This window comes from Desulfovibrio intestinivivus (assembly GCF_053570665.1).
The window spans coordinates 3,214,401-3,236,821 of the sequence record NZ_JBRBQT010000001.1; the positions used below are offsets into that span (position 1 = coordinate 3,214,401).

Consider the following 22,421-nt stretch of genomic DNA (forward strand, 5'->3'; position numbering starts at 1 on the left):
AGAATATACCCCAGAGTGTCTTTGCACACTCAATGTCTACAGATTTCAGAGTACTTCAAATTTTATGTTTACAAACTTGCAATCACACATTTCGCAACATTCGCAACATCCTCTCGTGAATAGCGGTGGTCTAGGGGAAGCGGCAGAAGATTAGATTCCAGAGATCGCTCAAAAGCTTGCATATTTTCAGTTTCAAGCATACCGGACCAAAACGTCGGAATGAATATTTTCATGTGTAATAGCTTTTCTTTGGCCCTGCTACTATCACATGGTAAGAGTAAAGGGTAGACCAAAGGGACATCGTCAACTTCCAATTTGAGAGAAAGCATATTCAACGACCCTAATAAATCATGTAAAACAGCAAAATTTTCACGCCTTTTCTGTGCGCACTGCATATAATTTATCATGCTTAACAATCGTTTAGTCACAACTGACATCGTCTGTAACGGCAGAGACTCGATAAGAACCTCATTTAGCAGAAAGTTGGAATAACCTTGCTCCAAGTCGCCCTCTGCGCGTTGCAGCAAGTGACAACAGCGCCCATTGGAACAATCTTGCTCAAGAGTGACTGACAAACTTTTATCGTTAACAATTGCATACCCCCCATCCGGAACTCCAAAAAATTTTCGCGGGGAGTACAGCGCATCAATTCCCGCAGAGTTGAAAAAGAAAGATTGGGAATTGTCTAAGATCAGCCGAGAACGAGTAAGTGACAAATGGCGTGCAACTTTGCTCTTTAGGCCAAAGTAATTGACATAAAGAAGTGGTATAGGCTCCTGTGGCACATCTAATGGACAAAGATTTTCATCTATCGAATAATATACTATTCGACAACCTTCATTTTTCAATGCTTGTGGAACGGCTGGGCATATATAGCGGGGTATGGCCAAAGACGAATAGGAGTTAACGCGAATGATATAGCGAAGTGCATTGCGGCCAGAGTTTAACTCAACGGCATCAGGATAAAAAGAATAAGGATTTCCTTCTAATTCAAGAAATCCCCCTATCCCACTATTCAAGTTCATAGCACTTTAGCATGTTTGAAATTTCAAGAGGACTATTAAACATCAAAACGTCCATTATTGATAGATTCGGAACAAAAAAATTGTTAAATTGTTTATAGTATATTGGCATCGTCTTTATAAAAGAAAGTGAAATTCCTTTTTTCAAAAACGCCTCTTTGTCGTAGAGGGATTTACCACCAATGGCATTATAATAAAAATCCCCACCAAGTGATTTGACAAGGCTAATTATTGTCTCTTGTGCCGTTGTTTCTTTTTTCTTGTCAAAAAAAGATGATAAAACAATTTTGGTCGTAATACCAAGATAGGAACAAACTTCATTTATCGAATTAACGACAATGTTTGATAAATTATTCCCTTGTTTACAAACAGTTGACTCGATCATAGGCATTATTTGTTCAAAATATTTAGCTTTTCTATAATTCTGTTTGATCGTTTTTAATAATTTATTTTTTGCAAAAATGTTATCCGTCACATAAATTTCATTAATTTTTTTAAAAGGAGACATATTTTGTAGCGGCAGAGTTACATAGTGTTCACTCCCGTTTACTAATATTTTATTCCTATTAATCCATCCATTTTTTATATAATTAACATCATCATACACTACAAAAATATCAACAGCATCAACAAGCTGCCAGTAACCAATATACGGGAAAAAATATGGCTGCATTATTCCTATTTTCATGACTATCAATAATCCAGTAAGCATTCGAGAGCGTCAACATCAAAAACATAAATACCTTTTTTCTCATAGGCATCTTTGCGCTCGGAAAAAAGATTATCGACAAGAATTGCATTTTTATAAATGATTTTATCAACTTTAGTTTCACGGGGCGTAAGATGGATAATTTCATCAAAAAGCCCACTGCACAAGTTAAGATTTTTAAGGCTTTCATTAAGATCGCCTTCATGCTTTGTGAGCAAAATGATTTTTTTCGAGGAATTTTTGCATTGATATAAAAATTGTATAGCGAGAATATTTATTTTATCATTGCAAACTAAAGTATCATCGTAATCCATATATACGACGTCGTAATGAATCTGAAGTTTATAAATACTTTGAAGACAGCGACTCAAAGTAACGTTCAAAGGTTGAACTAAGACAGAAACATCCATATTCAACGCATCATATGCAGATAATTGTGCAAAATTTACACCTAGTTGCCTGTAGAGCCCCATAGTTCCCGCTATTCGGGTAGAAACTTCAAGCAGCTTCAGCCTTCCATGTGTATCCTGCTTCACCTGAAAAAACCAGAGCCCGCGAAAATCCAACTCAGTATTGAGAGTTTCAGCTATTAACCGGCATTCCTCAGTCATTGGCACAGATCGAGAAACAAATGATATCCCCATCTTCACAACATCTCGACTGCGCATACCAGCAAAAAGCAAGGCTCCATTTTTACTTGTAAAACAATCAACTGTGTATTCATTACCTGGCAGGTATTCACAAAGGAGCATGGCTGGATCTTGCAAAACAGCACTGACTTCTTGATCAGAATTAACTATTGAACAGCCTTGCCCCCCCTGCCCTCTAGCGGGCTTAGCGAAGAGTGGGAAAATTGACTCTTCTTTTTGTTCAAAACAAATAGGACAAAAAGAGAAATTCTTGAACCTATTGTAAAGCAACCTTTTATCTCTGCAGATAAGAGCAGTAGAGACAGAAGAACCAACCACAAGCGCGTCTATCGACTCTTTGTTCTCCAATAAAAATAATGAAACGTCATCATGGGTTGGAAAAACCATATGAATATTATGCTCATGCAGGACTGTGTTGAACGCCTCTAAAAAGTCTGGTGATTGAATGTATGGCAAACCATATATACAGTTTTCAGGCTCATACACAAACGCACTGTGATCTTCAACACTAGATGCACCAAAGACTTTAAACCGCGGCGCGTATCGTAAAGAACGATAGAGCTCAAGCGCATTTTCTGCACCCGCTGGAAAAATTAGAATGTTCACAGAATGCTTCATACCCTATGCTCCAGCATCTGCTGATGGAAATCGAGTAGCAGGATGTAGAGTACCACCTGCAAAATTAAAAACGCGCTTATCCTGCAGCTGAGGATGAGCCATAATTTCAAGATACTCCGCGTGGTAAGGATGACAAGGATTCAAAACATCTTTAAACCAAAACACATCGGCAGGCATTGTCCCCCACTGATAGCAAGGCCTAAGGATCACTTGATCGCATTCCAATTCTTCAAAACTTCGATCAATAAATTCTGGTATCTCTCTGAAATTTCTATCTTGTATCACTAAGGTATTGGTAAAGTGTTTTATATATCCATCTTTGCGCAAGCTGCGCAAAAACATGAGATTATGCATGAGTTTTTTATAGTCACCACCCCTTGATATGTGATTATAAGTCCATTCATGAAAACTGTTTATGGTAACAATAACCCTAAGATCAACACTTTTTAAATGTTCTATCCTTGCCCAGTGGGCCTCATCAAAATAGACACCGTTGGTTTCCAACAGGATGCATAACTCTGGGTCAACGGGATGGATATTGCTCAAGATATCCATCATATAGGCGCTCGCAAAGGGGTCACCGTGCCCACTTGTTGAAATCGACTTTGCAGTATTTAAATATGGGGCAATTCGGTCTCGAATAGCGCGCATAAGGACATGATAATTCTTAGGCGGCCGAAATTTGTCAGGCCGGCATGTTTCACAGTACTGATTGCATACAAAATCATAAGCAAGATTTATGTGCGTCGGATAGGGCTTGAGTTGAGTTTCGATTGTTCTCTCTGAATCGTCAACATCTGGAAGATTATCATTCTGCAAAAAAGGGCAGCCTTCTATGCGACAATGCTCAAAAGAATTGTTCAGAATAGACTCACGCAACATAGTTGCCTGATCATTTGTCCAAAGTTCATCCACACTTTTTTCAAAAATATTGCCAATACATCCTTGTGGATTACGCATCCAAGGACATAACATTGCGCGGCCATCAAAATAATCGAGGTAGAAATATTTAAAGGGAAAATCACAAAATCTCATAACTCACTCCGTTGTGATCGATTAAATTGTGCACCATTCCCAGAAATAATTGCCGACACAAGCCCAGCAATATACTCCATGTCCTGAGCAGAATAGCGATGATCGCAAGGCAATACAATGAGGCTGTCTCTCATTTTTCGCGCATTCGGATCCAGCTCTGAAGGAAACTTTGAAAGCCACATACGGCTAACGCGTACACCATTATTGGCAAGAGTTGTAACAACGGCTGCGGCCAGAAAAGTCGTTGGCAAAATTAAAGGGAATCCATTGGGTGCAAAGTCCGGACTAGGCAACGGCCAAAGAGCAAGTGGGTGCAGTGTGTTATAAAGAGTTTCCCAGTTTGTCCGCCTGGCCGAAACGACATATTTCCACGGTAAACGGCGCAACAAATTTTGTGTCAGGCGACTTGCAGCGCCTTGAGGCAGTACACTCTGAAATTCTTCAGCAAGGGCGCATCGCTGTGTAGACGGGCTTATCGCAACTTTTTCAAACTCCTTACATTTGGCCACAAGTGCCTGAATATGCAGTCCCTCAGAGTTTTCCGCATGAACAGGCTGCATCCTTGCAACGCCTGGCCCCACCATAATACCACCATCAGGAACCCCCACCACCTTACGAGGACTATATATAACTGCACTGGCCTTGCTGGGTGGGCAGGACAGACACTGCGCGCGATCTTCGACCCACAATAGATTTGGGTAGCTAGTTATTTCGGCAGAAGCCACTGCCGACAGCGGCTTTCCAAACCAACATATCGTTAAAATCATGTCACCAGGACTAGCCGAAGACAAAAATTCTAAGGAAGGTTCCAAATCACTTTGCAAGGCGTAGTATCTGCAAGTCAACTGTAATTCTGTAAGTGCAGCTACCACATCAGACGGACAACAGGAGGGCACCCAAACGCAACGAACTCCATGAGCATAACAAAAAGCGGCTAATGCAGCTCGCGCATTACCAAATGTTGCGTATTCTTGCCCCTGTGTCCAATAGTTCCAAATACTGTCTGCAATTTGCGGCACAACTTCAAAATCTAGGCCGTGCCCCCCCCCTAAAATTGGTCTATGCTCTTGTTCTTTGTTCTGGTTATCAAGCGTGCGTTGGTTGCTACTCGTGCATGTCCAAGGCGGGAAAAAATCCCTATTTTCAGGATAAAGAAGCCGAATTGCATCTAATAATGAAGCATTTTCGAGAACTGGTTTTTTTATATAATCCCAGTTTTTGTGGAGCAACTCTCGCAGCTGATCTAGTTGTCCTGTCTTTATGCAATTATCTGTTATAGCACGCAAAGCAAGTAAAATTCTTTCTCTAATTTGTAAATGAAAACGACCATGAAAAAATTTATCCATTAAGCGGTAACACGTTATCCAATCACCACCCTCCTTTTGAAAAAATACCCCTTTATCAAGCATTTGACTGAAGGAATAACCGCCGTCATGCCGCCGCCACTTACTCATTGATTCATCAAAATACTTAATCTTTCCATTTGAGGCGATGAGTAAAAAAAGAAAATGATCAAGCAACATCCGTGGCCTAAACCACGTAGGCAATCCCTTTGAATACTGCCAACGAAAAAGCATAGAACTTGTATGAAGATAATAGTTGTCAACAACTTCATCCGCAAAAAAAATGCCTTGCCTTATACGCTCATCATCGGCGGAGCAGTCTTTGTAAATATACTGCGGTGACGATGGCAAAGGCTTGTCCATATACAACAACTCAACTTTGTGACAACAAACTGTAAAATCTGAATGCTCTTCTAAAAAAGTAACTTGTCGCTGCAATTTATCATCAGAACTCCACAGATCATCACCTTCGCAGATAGCCAAATACTTGCTACGTGCCAATGCGAGCCCATCTAGCATGTTCCGAACGCCTCGGGTATTATGATCTTGTAGAGAAAGGGTTATATTACTGTATTTTTTTGCCCACTTGCTAACAATCTCTCGTGTTCCATCTGTAGAAAAATCATCGCAAATGATTAGTTCAAAAGGAAACGTGGTTTTTTGTGATAAACATCCGCTCATAGCTTCTTCAATAAAAGAAGCATGATTGTAAGTAGGCATAAATATACTAACAAGAGAGGACGATTGTGAACGATTATTCACAGCAACAAATCCTATTTAATTATTGTTTCAGCAACCCCAAAAAATCGTTTCCTGCTTGCACCAAACCAATAATCTAAGCGACTGTTCTGCTACAGCAGAAACGAATATCTTGCGAAATACTATCCACAATTGATTCTTCCAGCCCCTCATAAAGTGGTAGGCTTAGAACTCTTCGAGAGACACTTTCCGCAACAGGGCAACTTTGCCGTGTCTTCAAATACGGCAATGAGGTTAGCACGGGATAAAAGTATCGGCGTGGGAAAATATTTTGAGCATTCAAGCGCTCTTGCACCTTCAGAAGAGTTTTTTCATCATCAAATATTACTGGATAGTAAGCATAATTGTATTCAAGGCCGTCTTGTAGTTTAGGACGCCCAACTAAATGGGATGGCAACAAGGCATCATACATCTGACTAAGTTGCCTACGAGCTGCAATGCTACTTTTAGTTTTCTCCAAAAGACACAAGCCCATGGCTGCGTGCACTTCAGAAAGCTTGGCATTAACTCCTAAATGAATATGAGTATCTCCGCTGTGACCACAGGCTCTCATGAGTTTGAGAGACTCCAAAGCTTTTTCTGAGTGTGCAACTATGCAACCACCTTCCACAGTATGAAAAACTTTAGTAGCGTGAAAACTGCATGTAGAATAATCTCCATAATCCAGCACGCTTTTTCCTCGAAATGCACTACCAAAACACTGTGCGGCATCATAAATTATCGGAATATTCTCTGCAACTTTTGCCATAGCGTCCACATCACAAATTGCCCCATAGACATGAACAGGCACAATACCAGCGACGTCAGTAGACATATGCTCTGCAACGCTAGCAGGTGAAAGACAGAGAGTTTCTTCGTCAATATCAGCAAAAACAACTTCACATCCAACCCAAAGTGGAGCAGAAACCGTTGCAACATAAGAAAAAGGAGTTGTAATTACTTTTTTCCCTGACAATCCAGCAACGTGTAATGCCAATTGCAAAGCCAGAGTACCGTTGGAACAAACAGCGAGGTGCTCAATATTCAGCCATTTTGCAAGATTTTTCTCCAAACACTGGCAAAAGGGACCATTATTCGTTAGAAAACGGGTAGAAAAGAGTTGGCTCATATATTGAACATACTCTGAAAATTCTGGCATCTTTGATCTGGTTACAAAAACTGGATTGTCCATGATTATCTGCTTTCCTAATTGAAAAACAACATCACCCAAAGGGCACCAGAAGCTCTAACGAAAATACACCGCTCACTGATAGTGCTTGTATTTTTTAAGCAATTGTGCCTCTAACTGTCAACAAGCGTTGAAAATTGAGCAAGAAAAGATTTCATTTTTTGAACACAATAAGTTTATAGCAAGAAAAATACGACTTTTACTACAAGAATATTCGATCAAAGCGACCTTTCCCGTGACCCACTTATTTTCGGGATCTGTTTGCAAAATCCACAGATATATGCAGCCAGACTTCTTCTGTGCCAGCTCAGTAATCTTTGCGATAAAGCCAAACAGATCACCCCCGGTAATCTGTACGTTTATTGTGCTGGATAAATTGAGTTTTCGCTATGTAAAAAATTGGCTCTACCTAGGTAGGTCGTCAAATTAGGACGCCATGTTAAGCTGTAATCAGCAGCTTTGGGTTCATCCTCCCATTTCTGACAAACACCGTTGGTGAGAGATAGGCAAGGGCTGCCTAGCGTCTTTGTCGATTATAAAAAACTTCAATATACTTTGTTACATCTGAAATGGCTTCTGCCTGTGAGCTTTAGCCTTTGCGATGGACCAACTCATTTTTCAACAAGCCCCAGAAGGTGGTCTGCCCCCCGTCAAGTAGACAGTTAATAATGCCCCAGTGGCAATGATTAAGCGGCCAGTTTTTCCCGGCATTCTACTGGGGAAAGCTGCCCGAGCCTTTTTTGAAATCGTTCGGTGTTGTAGAAACGTATATATTCTTCAACCTGAGTGCTGGTTTCGTCTTTGCTCTGCACTGACTTCCCGAGAAATACTTCAGCCTTCAAATGTGAGAAAAATGACTCAACGCATGTATTGTCCAAGCAATTGCCTTTGCGCGAATGACTTCCCTGAAGTTGTAATTTTTCAAGCTGGTTATGATACAACTTGTGCGTGTATTGAAATCCTTGATCTGAATTCACAACCGCACCTGGCATTGCCGTAAGTTTGTCTAATGTGGCGAGTACAAGAGCAAGGTCATTTCTGGGTGAGATGGCGTGAGCCACGACTTCGTTGTTGCACAAGTCTTGCACCACAGACAGATAAATAAAGCCGCTAGTTGTGGGCAGATAGGTTATATCTGTCACCAGTTTCTTGTTGGGGAGTTGAACTTTGAAGTTACGCCCAAGCAGATTCGGAAATACTATGCTGCCAGATTTACCAAAGTAACGACGCTTTTTGCGAATGACAGACTGGATACCGAGCTTGTGCATAAGCCTATAAACACGTTTGTGGTTCACAGTAAAGCCTTCAACGGCGTAAGGCCACCGGCTGCGGCGATATCCATAAAATGGCCGCATGGAATGGATAGCTTTAATATGGGTTGTAATTTTGGCTTCACTATCAGCTCTTTGGCTTGCAACCCTCCATTTATAATAACCTGATTTGGGCAGGCCAGAAAAGTGACGTAGCGTTTTCAAAGATGAATAATTGCGCATCTCATCAATTATTTTGAAAATAACTCTTTTGGGTGCGCTCCCCATTCGTGCCAGAATCGGGAACGATACAACTTTTTTAAATAGTCTCGCTCTGCTTTTACATAGGTGAGTTCTTCTTCTACAGATGAGAACTTCATCTTGGGTCGCCCACGATTTTCCGTATGGCTACTTTTACCACGGCCATCTTCCAACGATTCACCAGAGTTAATCTTAGCAACCCATTCTCGAAGACTCTTTTTATCCTTGATCCCCAATTCTTCACAAAGTTGCCGATAGCTACGCCCACCCTTAAGAAAAAGCATTACGGCTTCTACTTTAAATGCAGGTAAATATGTAGTCTTCTTACCGTCGGCCATAAAAGCCCCCCATCATGGTTTCAAAGTTTAAGCCTAGTGGGGCTTTTTTGCTTTGTCTACCTGAAGGGGCTTGCCCCCGTCTTTGGTGTAGAGCCCTCATACCACTCGCAGGTCCGGGGGATTTTCTACATACAACAAAAAAAGGCGCTTACAGCCATAAACTGCAAGCGCCTCTGAATTTGGCGTCACCAACGGGATTTGAACCCGTCTTAACGGCTTGAGAGGCCGCCGTCCTAACCGGATAGACGATGGTGACAACGAGGAGTTAAATAAAGCTCTCAAGCCTTATTTGTCAAGCAGTTCATACACAGGGCATAAAATCAGCCGTTGCCGTACCTGCGTTTAAGGTGCTAGGTATGGAGTTGCCGCTGGCGGCGGCCCAAATTTGATGGAAGGAGCAGCCCTCATGAAATCTCGTCTTCACCTTCCCCTGCTTATCGCCTGTTTTGCCTTGTTGACCGCATGCGGCGGCAAGGTTATTCCCACGCGCGATGGCGACATGCCCACGTGGATGGGAACCCTGGAAGACCTCCGGCGCTATCCGCAGAATCTGGATGTGTACGCCAAGGCTGCCGGAGAAGACAAACTGCTTGTTTCTCCTGCCGAGCAGGCCAATCAGGCGGCCAGGTTTATGCGCATAACTTTTGGCCCGTGGGAAATGACCAAGACCTCAATCCGCAAGCGTGATGTGGCCGTGCTGTTCAACAAGGCGCGCGGCTACAAAATTGGCGATGTGCGCTGGACGCAGCCGGAATGGGATGCCATGAGCGCCAACGCGGCTCTGGGTTCCTACCCTTCGCGCAGCCAGGCAGCCATAACCGTGCGCAACGCGAACCTACGCGAACTGCCCACCAATGAGGCGCGTTTTTCTGAGCCCACGCCAAATCCCAAGGCCAATCCCTTTGATTATTTTCAGTATTCCCTGCTACCCGTGGGCACACCAGTACTTATCGCGCACACAAGCCGCGATGGCCGCTGGCACTATGTGGAATGCCCCGTGGCGGGCGGCTGGGTGGCGGACGAAGATCTGGCCCCTGTCAGCGCAGAATTCAGATACATGTACCGCAACAGCACATTTGCGGCCCTGGTGCGCGATCGGGTGAACCTTGTCACGCCTACAGGTTCCATACTTGCCAACATCGGTGCATTGCTGCCCATGCGCGGCGGATACTCTTCGCCCACAGACGCCGGTTCCGGCGGGCAGGCCGCAATTGAACTGCTTGTGCCCATACGCGGTGCGGACGGCATGGCCCAACTGGCCCCGGTGTCGCTTACCACAGCAGACGCCGTTCCGTGGCCCCTGCGCATGACCCCTGGCAATGTGGCCAAGGTGGGCAATTTCATGATCGGCCAGCCCTACGGCTGGGGCGGCATGTTTGGCGACAGGGATTGCTCTGCCCTCATGCGCGAACTGTTCACGCCCTTTGGCATCTGGCTGCCGCGCAACTCTGTGGCGCAAGCGCGCACAGGCGCGGTCAACATGCTTGAAGGCATGACGACGGCGGAAAAAGAAGAACAGATTCTGCGCAACGGCGTTCCCTTCCTCAGCCTTGTGGGCATGCGCGGGCATATCATGTTGTATGTGGGCAAGTATAATGGCCGCCCCGCCATTTTCCACAATGTATGGGGCGTGCGTACAGTTGAGGGCAGCGACACTGATGGCCGCTTTGTTATCGGCAGGGCCGTTGTCACCTCCATCACCCCCGGCGCTGAGCTGAAAAACCTTTACCGCACAACGACGTTTGCCGACAGGCTCCGCACGTTGAGCACCCCGGCGGATACCCTTCAGTGACAGAACTGCGCCATACAACAACAGCCGAGGATGCGGGCCAGCGACTGGATCGCGTACTGCATCAGGTTGCCCCCGAGATGTCGCGGGCAGCGTTGCAAAAAGCTGTTCAGGCCGGGCACTGTCAGGTGGACGGTCTGCCGGAAACCCGCGTAAATGCTAAAATGCGGGCCGGGCAGACAATCACGTTGCGCCTGCCGGAGACCTCCACGACCTTGCAGGCGGAGGAAGGACACCTCGAGCTGCTCTGGCAGGACGAGCATATGGTTGTGTGCAACAAGCCTGCGGGCCTCACGGTGCACCCCTGCCCTTCCTGCCCGGAGCAAACCCTGGTGCAGCGGCTGCTGGGTCGCTTTCCTCAACTGGGCAGAATCGAAGGCCAGCGTCCCGGCATAGTGCACCGGCTGGACAAGGACACGAGCGGCATCCTGCTGGTGGCCCTGACAGAACAGGATCGCCTTGTACTCAGCGAGGCCTTTGCCCAGAGGGAAGTACACAAGGAATATCTGGCCATTGTGAGCGGCAGGCCGCCCGCAGCGGGTGAATGCCGCGAACCCATTGGCCGCCACCCCACAGCCAAGGTCAAGATGGCCGTTGTGCCGGAATCGCGCGGCGGGCGCACAGCCCATACGGAATGGAAAACCCTGTGGACAGCTCCGGACAAGCGTTTCTCCTTGCTTGCCGTGCGCATCCATACCGGGCGCACGCATCAGATACGCGTACACATGACCCACCTTGGGCATCCCCTGCTTGGCGACAGGCTCTATGCGCCCAAAGCCGTGCAGGCCCTCGCCCCGCGCCAGATGCTGCACGCATGGCGCATCAGCTTTATCCACCCGGCCACGGGTAATCTTATGAATTTTGCCTGCCCGCCTCCGGACGACATGCTCATGGCAGCGCTTCAGGGCTGCCGCCGCATGCGCCGCGTGGTGGTAACGGGCAATCCCGGCAGCGGCAAATCTGCCTTTTCCCAATGCCTGGCCGATATGGCCGTGCCTGTGTTCAGCGCCGATGCAACGGTTGCCGCCCTGTACGCCCCCCGAGGGGAGGCTGCGCAATGGATCGGGCAGATCGGCGGCAGCGCCCTGCTTACTCCAGCAGGTGCCGTGGATAAAACCGCACTGCTTGAGGCCATGCGCGCCAACCCCGTGCTGCGCCGCGAGGTGGAAAACATGGTGCACAGCCTGACGCACAAGGCGCTGGAAGCATTCTGGATACAGCAGGAATCTCTGGGCGTGCCGCTGGCCGTGGCCGAGGTGCCCCTGTATTTTGAAACAGGCTGGCAAAACAGCTTTTCACCTGAACCGCACGTTGTCGGGGTGCGTTGCGCCATGCCCCTGCGCGCACAGCGCATAGAAGCGAACCGTGGCTGGACGCAAGACAAACTGGAAGCTATTGAAGGCTGGCAATGGACACAAGACCGCAAAATGGCCGCCTGCAACACCGTTGTGGATAACGAAGGTTCGCTGGAATCTTTATGCGCCCAAGCCCAGGATTTTTTGACAAGCATGCGCACTCAGGATCAGAAGGATGAACAGGCCCTTGCGCTGCACCTCGCGAGGTTGTGGCAGTAACTACTACAGTCAGATACTGTCTATCCACTCAAGTTCCCTGAGTTTTTCACCTAATTTGCCATTTCTTGACACAATTCGCAGTATTCGCGTATAGGCTATCTTTAAATTTTCAGACCAAAAGCATCAGTTGAAGCAAAACATGTCAGACGCACAACAGCCGCATCAGGGTAATCTAGCCAATCCCCTGGTGCTGGCCCTGGAAATATCAAGTTCAGCCCTTCTGCACGTCAGCAAAGAGCCTTTTCTCAGAGCAGCCATGGCCAGCATTGGCGAATCCTTGCACTGTGAGCAGGTGTCTCTTGTGGAATTTGACGATGATCAGTGGTCTGCCCCTGTAGTCTGGCGGTCGGGCATTCGCAGTGCAACGGCAGATATGCCGGCGGCAACGCTCAACGACATGTCGCCGGTGCTGAGCCTGTTTGAAGAGGGCAAAAGCCTGTGCGTTGCCGATACCTCGGCCATGCCCGAAGGCCCGCAAAAAGCCCTGTTTCTCTCCCGTGGAATCAAATCGGCAATCTGCGTGCCCATCGCCCACGATGGCCAGCTTTTTGGCGGCATCTGCCTTTTGCGGCACCGTTATCGCGGGCAATGGTCTATCGAGGACTCCAGCCTTTGCCATCTTTTGGGCAGCATCCTTGCCATCACGCTAACGCATTTTCGTCTTTACGGGCAGTTGCAGCGCAAGCACAAGCAACTGCACGACATTCTTGATGCCTTCACTGATCCTGTCTGCATTGTGGATATGGAGACGTACAAGATTCTTTTCGTCAACAACAGTGTTGAAGAAACATATCCGCGCAAAGACGGCACGTTGTCCAATATCTGCTATAAAAGACTCATGGGGCGGGATACGCCCTGCCCCTTTTGCACCAATGCCATTATTGCCGCCTCCAGCGAGCCATATCAGTGGACGTATGAAAACAAGACCACCAGGCGCACCTATACGGTGGTGGATAAGGCCATCAAGTGGGACAACGACAAAACGGTTCGCCTCAGCATTTCACGCGATGTGACTGACCTGCTGCAAACCCAGCACGAAAAACAGAATGCCGTGGTGGCCTCGCAGGCCAAAAGCGAATTTCTGGCGCACATGAGCCATGAAATCCGCACGCCCATGAACGGCATCATCGGCCTCACCCATCTGGCCCTGCAATCCGATCCCAGCGACGAGCAGAAAAACTATCTGCAAAAAATCCGCACTTCCGCCACAAACCTGCTGGCTATCATCAATGATATTCTGGATCTTTCCAAAATCGAAGCCAACAAGATGGTGCTGGAAGACGCCAACTATCCGCTGGAAGACGTGCTTGAATTCGTACACACCTCGCTGCGCTTTCCCATTGAACAGAAGGGGCTTGAGTATGAATGCAAACTTGGCGACGATGTGCCGCTGAAGCTCTGGGGCGACAGCCTGCGCCTCAAGCAGGTTTTGCTCAACCTCATGAACAATGCCGTCAAATTCACCGCCGAAGGGCGCATAACACTGCGAATTGACCGCGAGCTTTCTGGCGACAAAGACAGCCTGCACTTCAGGATTGCCGATACGGGCATGGGCATCAGCCGCGAATACCAGCAGCACCTTTTTGATCCCTATACCCAGGCCAATGCGAGCATCAGCCGCCGCTTTGGCGGCACCGGCCTTGGGCTGAGCATCTGCAAGCGCATTGCGGAGCTCATGCACGGCGCACTGTGGTGCGAGAGCGAACTGGGCAAGGGTTCCACCTTCCACCTGAGCATTCCCTGCACAGCTGCCCGCAATATCTATTGCCCCCAGGAGCAGGCCGCCGCCACGGCAGAGCCGCTGGACGGAGCGGCAGAATGCAGCATTCTGGTGGCGGAAGACAACGAAATCAACGTGGAAGTATTGCGCGCCATGCTGCGCCAGCTGGGCTTTGAATGCGATGTTGCGCCCAACGGCAAGGAAGCCCTGCGCATGGCCATGGAAACCCCATATGATATTGTGCTGATGGACGTTAACATGCCCGTCATGGACGGCCTGACCGCCACGCGCGAACTGCGGAACATGCTGCCGGAAAATGACGAGCAAAAAGCCCTGCCCATCATTGCCCTCACCGCCGCGACCCTGCCTGACAATATCGCTGAAATCATCAACGCGGGTATGAACGATCACATAGGCAAACCCTTCAGCATGGCTACCCTGCGCAATAAACTCGCCAAGTGGCTCAAGCTCCACTGAGCATCCTGACAAATCATGTCTGCCGCAAAAGTTTCCAAAACCAATGCCGCCAGAATTCTTGAAGGCCTGGGCATTCCCTACGAACTGCACACTGCTGACGTGGACGAAAATGACCTGTCAGCCGTGACCATGGCGCACAATCTGGGCGTTGACCCTGCCTGCGTTTTTAAAACTCTGGTAGCCAGAGGCGACAAAACAGGCGTGCTCATGGCCTGCATCCCTGCTGCGGCGGAGCTGGACCTCAAGGCGCTGGCCGCCGCATCTGGCAACAAGCATGTGGAAATGGTTCCGCTCAAGGATGTTCGTCCCCTCACCGGATATATGCGCGGCGGATGCTCCCCCCTTGGAGCCAAGAAGGCCTATCCGGTTTTTGTGGACGAAAACGCCATCCTGCTTGAAACCATCTTTGTGAGCGCAGGCCAGCGCGGCGTTCAGCTGCGCCTCAAGCCGGATGACCTGCTGCGCGCCGTTGAAGGGCAATACGCCCCAGTGGCGCGCATTTAGTAGCCCCGCCCGTTATTTCCCGCATAAAACCCGCCCGCCGGGGCAGACACTCACAAGCTGCCGCGCAGGTATCATCAATACTTTACGGAGCGCATGCTCAGCCATCTGCCCATCCGACAAGGAGATCATCCATGCAGTATTACCACGCAGATGTGTTTTGCAATGAGCCCATGACCGGCAACAGTCTGACTGTTTTTATTGCCAAGGCCTTTCCGGAACGAACCGTCATGCAGCAGATTGCCCGGGAGTTCAGACAGTTTGAAACAATATTCCTTGTCCAACGCAGTGATGCCGTTTTTGACGCGCGCATCTTTACGGTTGAGGAAGAACTGGATTTCGCCGGGCATCCCGTTCTGGGCGCTGCTGCGGTTGTGCAGCACGAATTTTTTCAGGAGGCCTCCAACACGGTTCTGTTCAACCTGAACAGCAAGCAGGTTTCTGTTTTCTGCGCAGCGCAGGGAGATTTATATGACTGCTGTATGGATCAGGGGCCAGCGGAATTCATCTGCACCCCGGAGCCTGAAGAGTACACAACGTATTTGCAGCCGCTGAATCTGGCGCCCCACCATATTGCCGCCGGGTTTCCCCTGGAAGTAGTTTCCACTGGGCTGCCCTATCTGTTGGTGCCCCTTGCCTCAGGCCTGGAGCAGGCCCGCATTGTCGTGGCAGATTACGAATCGCGGCTTGCGCGGATCGGCGCAAAATTCGCGTATGTTTTTGACGTCAACGCGGTGGAAGGCAGAACCTGGGACAATGCGGGCATGGTGGAGGACATTGCCACTGGCAGTGCCGCTGGGCCGGTAGGGGCCTACCTGTACAAGCACAGCAGATTTTCTCCCTCGCAGGAAATACTTCTCCGGCAGGGGCGCTTTGCGGGGCGTGACTCAGAAATCAGCATCCGCAGGGACAAAGCCAGCGGCAACATGCTGGTGAACGGTCAGGTTCGGCTGCTCGTGCGCGGGGAATGTCTTCAGGGCATGTAAAATCCCATCCCGCTCAAAAATTCTCAAAAAACAGCGCAAAAAAACAAAGACCCGTCTCCTTGTCTGCCATTGGCAGGACGAGGGAACGGGTCTTTTCAAAACTCACCGCGAGGGTGTTGGATTCTTGTCTTAACCTTCGTCACTCAAAGGGCGAAAGCTCTTTTTTGTTGCCCCGCATACAGGGCATTTCCAATCTTCAGGCAGGTCTTCAAAACGGGTTCCAGCCGGTATTTTGTGGCGTTTGTCGCCCCGGTCGGGGTCGTAAACGTAGCCGCAATTGACCATCTGGCACCGCCACATATCCTTGGATTCAGCCATAATCTGCCCCGCCTGTTAGCCCGCTGCGGGCGTTGCGGTCACAAAGCCCTTGCTGGCAGGGCCAGTTGTGGAAGGCGTACCGGCAATCTTGGCAAGGTAGGTGTCGCCAAGTTTTTTGATATGCCCGTCAATATTATCGTAATAGGTCAGGTGGGCCTGTTCCTCGTCAATGATCCGTTCAAAAAGACGTGCAGAAACAATGTCGCCCGCATCCTTACAGATGGCAAGAAAACTGCTGTAAGCTTCGATGGTGGCTTCTTCCTGATTGGTGTCAGCCTCATAGATAGCGGTCACTTCCTGCCCGCTTACAATTTTGCCTTCTTTCTGGGTAGTGGGCTCGCCGCCCAGTTCCTTGATGCGTTCGGCAAAATTTTCGGCATGTCTCATTTCGTCAATGGCGATAAGCTTCATGTTGGCAGCAAGCTCGCCATAATCCATATCATCCAGATTGTAGTGCTGGTTCATATACTGATGGATGGCGAACAGCTCCATGGCGCGCGCCTTGTTCAGTACTTCTATGACTTTAGCCTTCCGGCTTTCCCTGTTTTCAGCCATGACGCAAGCTCCTTGGTTATAACAGGTTCAAGATGCTATTTGTATAATACGAATAGCAAAATCTCACAAGCAGCCGCGTACAGGGAAAAACATTCGGGCAATAGTTACTGGGTTATTTCAAGCGATCTCGCGCAGGTTTCGCACACGCCGTCGTATTCCACCCGCGAACTCAAGATACTCGCAAACCCCATTGCCCGCATGCCTTCAACTGTGGGGGCCTGCTTGACGTCTTCAACATCGCCAACCCGGCCGCAATAAATGCAGCGAACATGCTGATGGTTTGATATGTCACCGTCAAAACGTTTGGTTGATCCAGCAGCTTCAAGACGGCGGATCTCGCCGCTGTCTGCCAGAAAATCCAGATTCCGGTACACAGTACCCAGGCTTATTCGGGGCAAACGCTCGCGCACAATGCTGTACAGCTCATCCGCAGTAGGATGGCTCTTGAGCTTGCGCAGTTCTTCCAAAATAACTGCCCGCTGCCGGGTCATTCGTGTTTGTGTTTGAGCCATGCCAGCCTCCAGTGTTGCTAAAAATTACTGTTATCGCGGAATACTGTCAAGCCCAAACTCAACCAAAAGACTAAGACTTCTGCCTGGCGAAAAACAGTGCGCAATGGCTGTTTATCGGAAATATGGTTCCCATGCTGAAAAAAAAGGCCTTGCGGCGGCTCCAGTTCAGCTAGAGCGCGTGCGCCCACAAGGCGCATAAAAAACATACCATCGCAGTGCGGGTAAATAAATAACTTTCAGAAAAGCGTCAAGGCGTAACCCCAAATTGCATCAGTCCGCAGGGGTGTGATTACCTAGCCGTTTTTTCAGCACAGGGAACACGGCTGGACAAATGCTCCGCAGCCGCGCAGGCCGCACCCCACAGGCCACTGTTGCCATCGGTGATGAGATAAATGGGAACAGAGGCCGCAATGCCGCCGATATCGGGCACCAGACCAAGCTCTTGCAGAAAGGCCGGATGCGTCACGCACAGGGAATTTTTGGCGGCAATGCCGCCAGCAATCCACAATCCGCCACGGCAGAGGGTGGTCAATATCCACTGGCGGCAAAAACGGCCCCAAAATCTGGCATACCACAATAACGTGGGCGTTTCGTGCGACAGGGCCTCGGCGCCCACGGCAGGGGGATAAAAAAACTGGCCGGAAAGATAGTAGTGCAGCACGGAGATGCCCTCGCCGGAAAGCACATTTTCCGCCGTGGGATAATCGCGTCCCAGCTCGCGCGCCAAAAAGGCCTGATAGGCCTGCTCTTCCGGCCCCACAAATGCAAAGGCCGCATGACCGGCCTCCGAGGGCACGGCCAGCCAGCTTCCGGCAGAGTCAGGCTGGCCCGAGCGCACCAGCATGGCAGCGCCAAGGCCAGTGCCAGCGCCAAGCACAGCCCTAGTATCTCTGGATTCGTCAATGGATCGTGTGCTGTTGCGCACAACTGCGGCCGTTGTGCCGCAGGGCGTCAACGTGGCAAAGGCTTGCGCGCTGAAATCGTTGAGCAGCAGGCAGCAAGCCAGATTGTACCGCTGCGCTACCCCATCAAGGTCTACACGCAACTGCCCGTTGGTGAGTTTGCCGCGCAGGCCCTTCACAGGCCCGGCAAGGGCAATAACGAGAGAATCACCCGCAGAAAATGGAGATTGTAAAAGCTGCTGCATGACTTGCAGCACATCCTGGGTATTGCCCAGATCAGCCGATTTTGCCCACACCGCAGACGTGAGCGTGAGGTTACCCTCATGCGCAGTAAACAGGGCGAATCTTGCGTTGGTTCCACCTATATCTGCTGCGAAAATGCGTTGCATGTAGGCCCTAGCTCCGGCTGCGAGGCTAGCTGACATCCCTCTGATTATCAATTTTGCGCACGATGCCCGTGGTGCTGCAACCGTCTACCAGGCGGGCAAGATAGACCCTGCCGCCCCCCTGCTGCACGACATCGGCCCCGACCACATTGTCAATGGTATAGTCGCTGCCTTTTACGAGCACATCGGGCCGCAAGGCCGAGATGAGTTCAAATGGGGTATCTTCGTCAAAAAGCACAATGGCGTCCACATCTGACAGAGCAGCCAACAGCAAGGCGCGGCTGTTTTCGTTCTGAATAGGACGGGTCGGCCCCTTAAGACGGCGCACAGAGGCATCGCTGTTGAGTCCCACAATCAGGTGGTCGCCCTGAGCGGCGCTCTGCCGGATAAGGGAAATGTGACCAGGGTGCAACAGGTCAAAGCAACCGTTGGTAAAAACCACAGTTTCGTTTTTTCTGCGCCATTCTTCAATTTTTTCAACAAGATTCTGAACGCTAAAAAGCTTGGGATTGTCGGCCTGCTCACGCAGCGCCTCGTTAAGCTCTGCAATAGACACGGGCGCAGTGCCCATTTTGCCCACGGCGACCCCTGCCGCCGCATTGGCAAGGTGCATGCTTTCGGCCCAGGGCAGGCCTTTGCCCACGCATGCTGCCAGAGTGGCAATGGCGGTATCGCCTGCGCCGGAAACATCGGCCACTTCGCGCACGGCGGCGCGGCAGTAAACAGGTGCTTCGTCAGGAGTGAACAGGGCCATACCCTTTGGCCCCCGCGTAATGAGCAGGCGTTCAATGCCGTAGCGGGAGCACAGCTCCCCGGCAAGGGTTTCGCGCCGGGGTCTGCTGAGTGTTACGCCAGCGTCCAGCCCGCAGGCTGCGTCAAATTCTCCGGCATTAGGGGTAACGCAGTGCGCTCCGGCATAGCGCCGCCAGTCGCTGCCCTTGGGATCAACCAGCACGGCGATGCCAAGGCGGCGGGCTTCTTCAATGATTATCTGGCACAAATTGCAGCCGCTGGCCGATTCAAGCAACACGCCCTTGGCGTAGTCGGACAGAATAACCGCATGCCGCCCCGGCAACAGGGAAAGAACCTGATTCTTCAGAGCCTCGGCTTCCTCGGCGCCAAGAGGGGCGCTTACTTCCTCGTCAAGGCGCAGCAATTGCTGCCCCTGCGCAAGAACGCGCGTCTTGCAGGTCGTGCGGCGGCTGGGCGAAACGGACAGCCCGTCTGCAATTCCCTCAGCCGCGAGCGCCGCGCGCAGGTCGCTGGCTGCGGCATCCTGCCCCACTACGCCAGCCACTGCCACATCAACGCCAAGGCGCACAAGGTTGCGCGCCACGTTGGCAGCACCGCCCGGCACAGACCAGCGTTTTGCCGCAGACACCACGGGCACCGGGGCCTCGGGAGAAATCCTCTTGACCTGCCCTGCAATGTAATGGTCAAGCATCACATCGCCCACAACCAGTATGCGTACTCCGTCAAAATTCATGACGCTCTCCCGGCGTGGTTCAGGCCTTGCCGCAGGCTTTTTTGATCAGCTCGGTCAGGCGGGCTTCGGTGCGGTCTGTATCCACAAGGGTAACTACCGACTTGCGGGCGGCATCGCCAAGGCGTTTGCGCTCCTCGGGTCGGGAGGCAAGTGCTTCCAGAACGTCCGCCAGCGCGCCCACGTTGTCTTGCGGCACAAGGCGTCCATTGCCGCCGTCCGTAATGGCTTCCGCCTGGCCCGGCAGATCGCTGGCAACCACCGCAAGGCCAAAGGCCAGGGCTTCCACCAACGCCGAAGGCACACCATCGGCCTCCCCGCCGGCGGTCTTGCGGCCAGGAGCCACAAAAACATCCGCGTGGGTATACATATCCGCCATGTTTTCATGGGGAATCTGCCCGGCAAACTGCACCGAACCACGAAGCCCAAGCCGCCAGACAAGCCAGCGCAAACGCAGCTTTTCCGGCCCCTGGCCCACAATGGTCAGCGAAAAATTCACATTTCTGTCGGCCAGCAGGCGGCATGCCCGAAGCAGCAGATCGTATCCCTTGCGGCGCGCAATGGTGCCCACAGCCAGCAGGTTGAAATCCGCAGCTTTATCCGCATCATCGGCGGCATCGGCTCCGGCGGGTGCGGGCATCTGCTCTTCCTGATCCTCCGGCGGCGTGAGCGTAAGGGGATCGCGCAACACGAGCAGTTTATCTTTCAGCTCGGGCAGCAATTGCAGCATGGCATCGCGCGTGGCTTCTGTATCGCAGCGCACAAAATCGGCATCCGCACCCTTGGCGGCCCAGTTGAGGCCGGGCTCAGTCATATCCTGAGCGCGCACGGCAAAGGCATACGGCACATGCAGAAGACGCGAGGCAACCCAGCTGGCCGTAGCCGGGCCGTGGGCTCCTACTGCGTAGAAAAATTCGATTTTTTCTTCCTGGCCCCAACGCGCCAGCATGGCCCCGGCGCAAAATGCGCGCAGGTGATCCCACCAGCGGCTGCCCCAGCGGCCACGCCCCGGCAGTTTGCGCCAAAGCGTCCACAACTGAGAGGAAGAACCGCGCATGAGCCTGAGCATACCCAGGCAGGCCGCAAGCACACGCAGCGCGCCAATGCGCCGCACAGCCAGCGGCAGGGCATAGCCCTCGGGATTTCCCAGAAATCCATTATCGCGGATGGCGTAAATACGGGTAAGCAGGCCCGCCGCGTGCATACGGTGGGCCTCATCCATCAGGCACTGACCGGAAGCCTCGGGAAAGCTCTCGGCAACCATGGCGCCGCGCACCACAGGGGCAACCCCCTGGAGCAGATTGTGCGAAATGGTGTCGGGCATCTGCGGCAGGTTGCGCTGGCGGCAGTGCAGAATGCCGTCTTCAAGGGTGTAGATGCTGTCGCAAAATTCGGCCATCTTGGGGTCATGCGTAACCATAACCATGGAAACGCCGCCCGTATGGCAGAGCGAACGGAAATTATCCATGATAAGGCGGCTGGTTTTGGCGTCCAGCGCGCCCGTGGGTTCGTCAGCCAGCAGGATGCGCGGATTGTTGACCATGGCGCGGGCAATGGCCACACGCTGCTGCTCGCCCCCCGAAAGGCGATTGCTGCGGTAGTGCACACGCGCAGAAAGGCGCACAAGTTCAAGGGCGCGGATAACCCGCTCCCAGCGTTCTTCTGGCGGAATTTTCTCAAATATCAGGGGGAATTCAACATTTTCAAACACAGTCGAGTGGTCAAAAAGGTTGCTCGACTGCATGACAAAACCCATGGTGCCACGGCGGAAACTGGCAGTCTGCTCACGGTCAAGCGTCAGCACATCCTTGCCAAGAATTTGCAAAGAGCCGGAATCGGGCGCGTGCAGCATGCCCAGCACGTGCAACATGGTGGATTTGCCGCAGCCCGAAGGCCCCATGATGGCCACCATCTCGCCAGGAACAACCTCAAAATTCACGCCGCGCAGCACCGGTGTAAAACCAGCGTAGCATTTATATAAATCTTTGGCGACTATAACGGGTGCCATGATCCACCTTGTGCATGTGCGGCAGAGCCGCAACAACGCGGGCCAACCCGCGCATTG

Annotated in this window: 19 protein-coding genes and 1 tRNA gene; 5 read left to right on the forward strand and 15 right to left on the reverse strand. The window is 50.8% G+C overall.

Annotated elements, in window-relative coordinates; all coding sequences use genetic code 11:
- Window positions 1–68: 68 nt before the first annotated feature.
- The 9 genes from ACUZ9P_RS13660 to ACUZ9P_RS13700 all read right to left on the reverse strand — a co-directional run bounded on the left by ACUZ9P_RS13660 (window position 69) and on the right by ACUZ9P_RS13700 (window position 9,409).
- Window positions 69–1,025: a hypothetical protein gene (locus tag ACUZ9P_RS13660; protein WP_209819144.1), complete on the reverse strand. Its 957-nt coding sequence runs from the start codon at window positions 1,023–1,025 to the stop codon at window positions 69–71.
- The gene (locus ACUZ9P_RS13665; RefSeq protein ID WP_209819143.1) at window positions 1,012–1,710 is read right to left on the reverse strand and encodes a WbqC family protein; all 699 of its coding nucleotides are present in this window, start codon (window positions 1,708–1,710) and stop codon (window positions 1,012–1,014) included. The genes ACUZ9P_RS13660 and ACUZ9P_RS13665 overlap by 14 nt, the downstream gene beginning before the upstream one ends.
- Window positions 1,711–1,715: 5 nt before the next feature.
- Window positions 1,716–2,999, reverse strand: coding sequence for an ATP-grasp domain-containing protein (locus ACUZ9P_RS13670; RefSeq protein WP_449250112.1), 1,284 nt, complete (start codon window positions 2,997–2,999; stop codon window positions 1,716–1,718).
- Between the two features lie 3 nt (window positions 3,000–3,002).
- The gene (locus tag ACUZ9P_RS13675; RefSeq protein ID WP_209819141.1) at window positions 3,003–4,034 is read right to left on the reverse strand and encodes a radical SAM/SPASM domain-containing protein; all 1,032 of its coding nucleotides are present in this window, start codon (window positions 4,032–4,034) and stop codon (window positions 3,003–3,005) included.
- A complete protein-coding gene (locus ACUZ9P_RS13680) occupies window positions 4,031–6,139 on the reverse strand; it encodes a glycosyltransferase (RefSeq protein WP_449250113.1) in 2,109 nt (702 codons plus the stop codon). The genes ACUZ9P_RS13675 and ACUZ9P_RS13680 overlap by 4 nt, the downstream gene beginning before the upstream one ends.
- Before the next feature lie 73 nt (window positions 6,140–6,212).
- On the reverse strand, window positions 6,213–7,307 hold the full coding sequence (locus ACUZ9P_RS13685; RefSeq protein WP_209819138.1) for a DegT/DnrJ/EryC1/StrS family aminotransferase: 1,095 nt from the start codon (window positions 7,305–7,307) through the stop codon (window positions 6,213–6,215).
- Between the two features lie 683 nt (window positions 7,308–7,990).
- The gene (locus ACUZ9P_RS13690) at window positions 7,991–8,923 is read right to left on the reverse strand and encodes an IS3 family transposase (RefSeq protein ID WP_449250260.1); all 933 of its coding nucleotides are present in this window, start codon (window positions 8,921–8,923) and stop codon (window positions 7,991–7,993) included.
- A complete protein-coding gene (locus tag ACUZ9P_RS13695) occupies window positions 8,806–9,153 on the reverse strand; it encodes a transposase (RefSeq protein ID WP_449250114.1) in 348 nt (115 codons plus the stop codon). The genes ACUZ9P_RS13690 and ACUZ9P_RS13695 overlap by 118 nt, the downstream gene beginning before the upstream one ends.
- A gap of 180 nt (window positions 9,154–9,333) precedes the next feature.
- Window positions 9,334–9,409 (reverse strand) — tRNA-Glu (locus ACUZ9P_RS13700).
- Between the two features lie 150 nt (window positions 9,410–9,559).
- On the opposite strand from ACUZ9P_RS13700, the gene ACUZ9P_RS13705 reads away from it, so the two are divergent.
- From ACUZ9P_RS13705 to ACUZ9P_RS13725, 5 genes are all read left to right on the forward strand, one after another.
- Complete coding sequence (locus ACUZ9P_RS13705) at window positions 9,560–10,945, forward strand: NlpC/P60 family N-terminal domain-containing protein (protein WP_449250115.1); 1,386 nt, start codon at window positions 9,560–9,562, stop codon at window positions 10,943–10,945.
- Window positions 10,942–12,516: a dephospho-CoA kinase gene (locus ACUZ9P_RS13710; protein ID WP_449250116.1), complete on the forward strand. Its 1,575-nt coding sequence runs from the start codon at window positions 10,942–10,944 to the stop codon at window positions 12,514–12,516. Before ACUZ9P_RS13705 ends, ACUZ9P_RS13710 begins: the two co-directional genes overlap by 4 nt.
- 139 nt (window positions 12,517–12,655) lie before the next feature.
- Complete coding sequence (locus tag ACUZ9P_RS13715) at window positions 12,656–14,713, forward strand: ATP-binding protein (RefSeq protein ID WP_449250117.1); 2,058 nt, start codon at window positions 12,656–12,658, stop codon at window positions 14,711–14,713.
- A gap of 15 nt (window positions 14,714–14,728) precedes the next feature.
- A complete protein-coding gene (gene ybaK / locus ACUZ9P_RS13720) occupies window positions 14,729–15,217 on the forward strand; it encodes a Cys-tRNA(Pro) deacylase (RefSeq protein ID WP_449250118.1) in 489 nt (162 codons plus the stop codon).
- A 131-nt stretch (window positions 15,218–15,348) separates the two neighbouring features.
- On the forward strand, window positions 15,349–16,200 hold the full coding sequence (locus ACUZ9P_RS13725) for a PhzF family phenazine biosynthesis protein (protein ID WP_449250119.1): 852 nt from the start codon (window positions 15,349–15,351) through the stop codon (window positions 16,198–16,200).
- A 129-nt stretch (window positions 16,201–16,329) separates the two neighbouring features.
- On the opposite strand, the gene ACUZ9P_RS13730 is transcribed toward ACUZ9P_RS13725, so the two are convergent.
- The 6 genes from ACUZ9P_RS13730 to ACUZ9P_RS13755 all read right to left on the reverse strand — a co-directional run bounded on the left by ACUZ9P_RS13730 (window position 16,330) and on the right by ACUZ9P_RS13755 (window position 22,364).
- On the reverse strand, window positions 16,330–16,518 hold the full coding sequence (locus tag ACUZ9P_RS13730) for a rubredoxin (RefSeq protein ID WP_298993699.1): 189 nt from the start codon (window positions 16,516–16,518) through the stop codon (window positions 16,330–16,332).
- 15 nt (window positions 16,519–16,533) lie between these two features.
- Window positions 16,534–17,073 carry a bacterioferritin gene (locus ACUZ9P_RS13735; protein ID WP_449250120.1) on the reverse strand — a complete coding sequence of 180 codons (540 nt, stop codon included), beginning with the start codon at window positions 17,071–17,073 and terminating at the stop codon, window positions 16,534–16,536.
- Window positions 17,074–17,177: 104 nt separating this feature from the next.
- Entirely contained in the window at window positions 17,178–17,585 is a 408-nt protein-coding gene (locus tag ACUZ9P_RS13740) for a Fur family transcriptional regulator (protein ID WP_449250121.1), read from the reverse strand.
- Window positions 17,586–17,874: 289 nt separating this feature from the next.
- Window positions 17,875–18,876 (reverse strand): glucokinase, encoded by a 1,002-nt coding sequence (locus ACUZ9P_RS13745; protein ID WP_449250122.1) that lies wholly within the window; start codon window positions 18,874–18,876, stop codon window positions 17,875–17,877.
- A 25-nt stretch (window positions 18,877–18,901) separates the two neighbouring features.
- A complete protein-coding gene (gene rfaE2, locus ACUZ9P_RS13750) occupies window positions 18,902–20,359 on the reverse strand; it encodes a D-glycero-beta-D-manno-heptose 1-phosphate adenylyltransferase (protein WP_449250123.1) in 1,458 nt (485 codons plus the stop codon).
- A 19-nt stretch (window positions 20,360–20,378) separates the two neighbouring features.
- Window positions 20,379–22,364: a glycosyltransferase gene (locus ACUZ9P_RS13755; protein ID WP_449250124.1), complete on the reverse strand. Its 1,986-nt coding sequence runs from the start codon at window positions 22,362–22,364 to the stop codon at window positions 20,379–20,381.
- Between the last annotated feature and the right edge of the window lie 57 nt (window positions 22,365–22,421).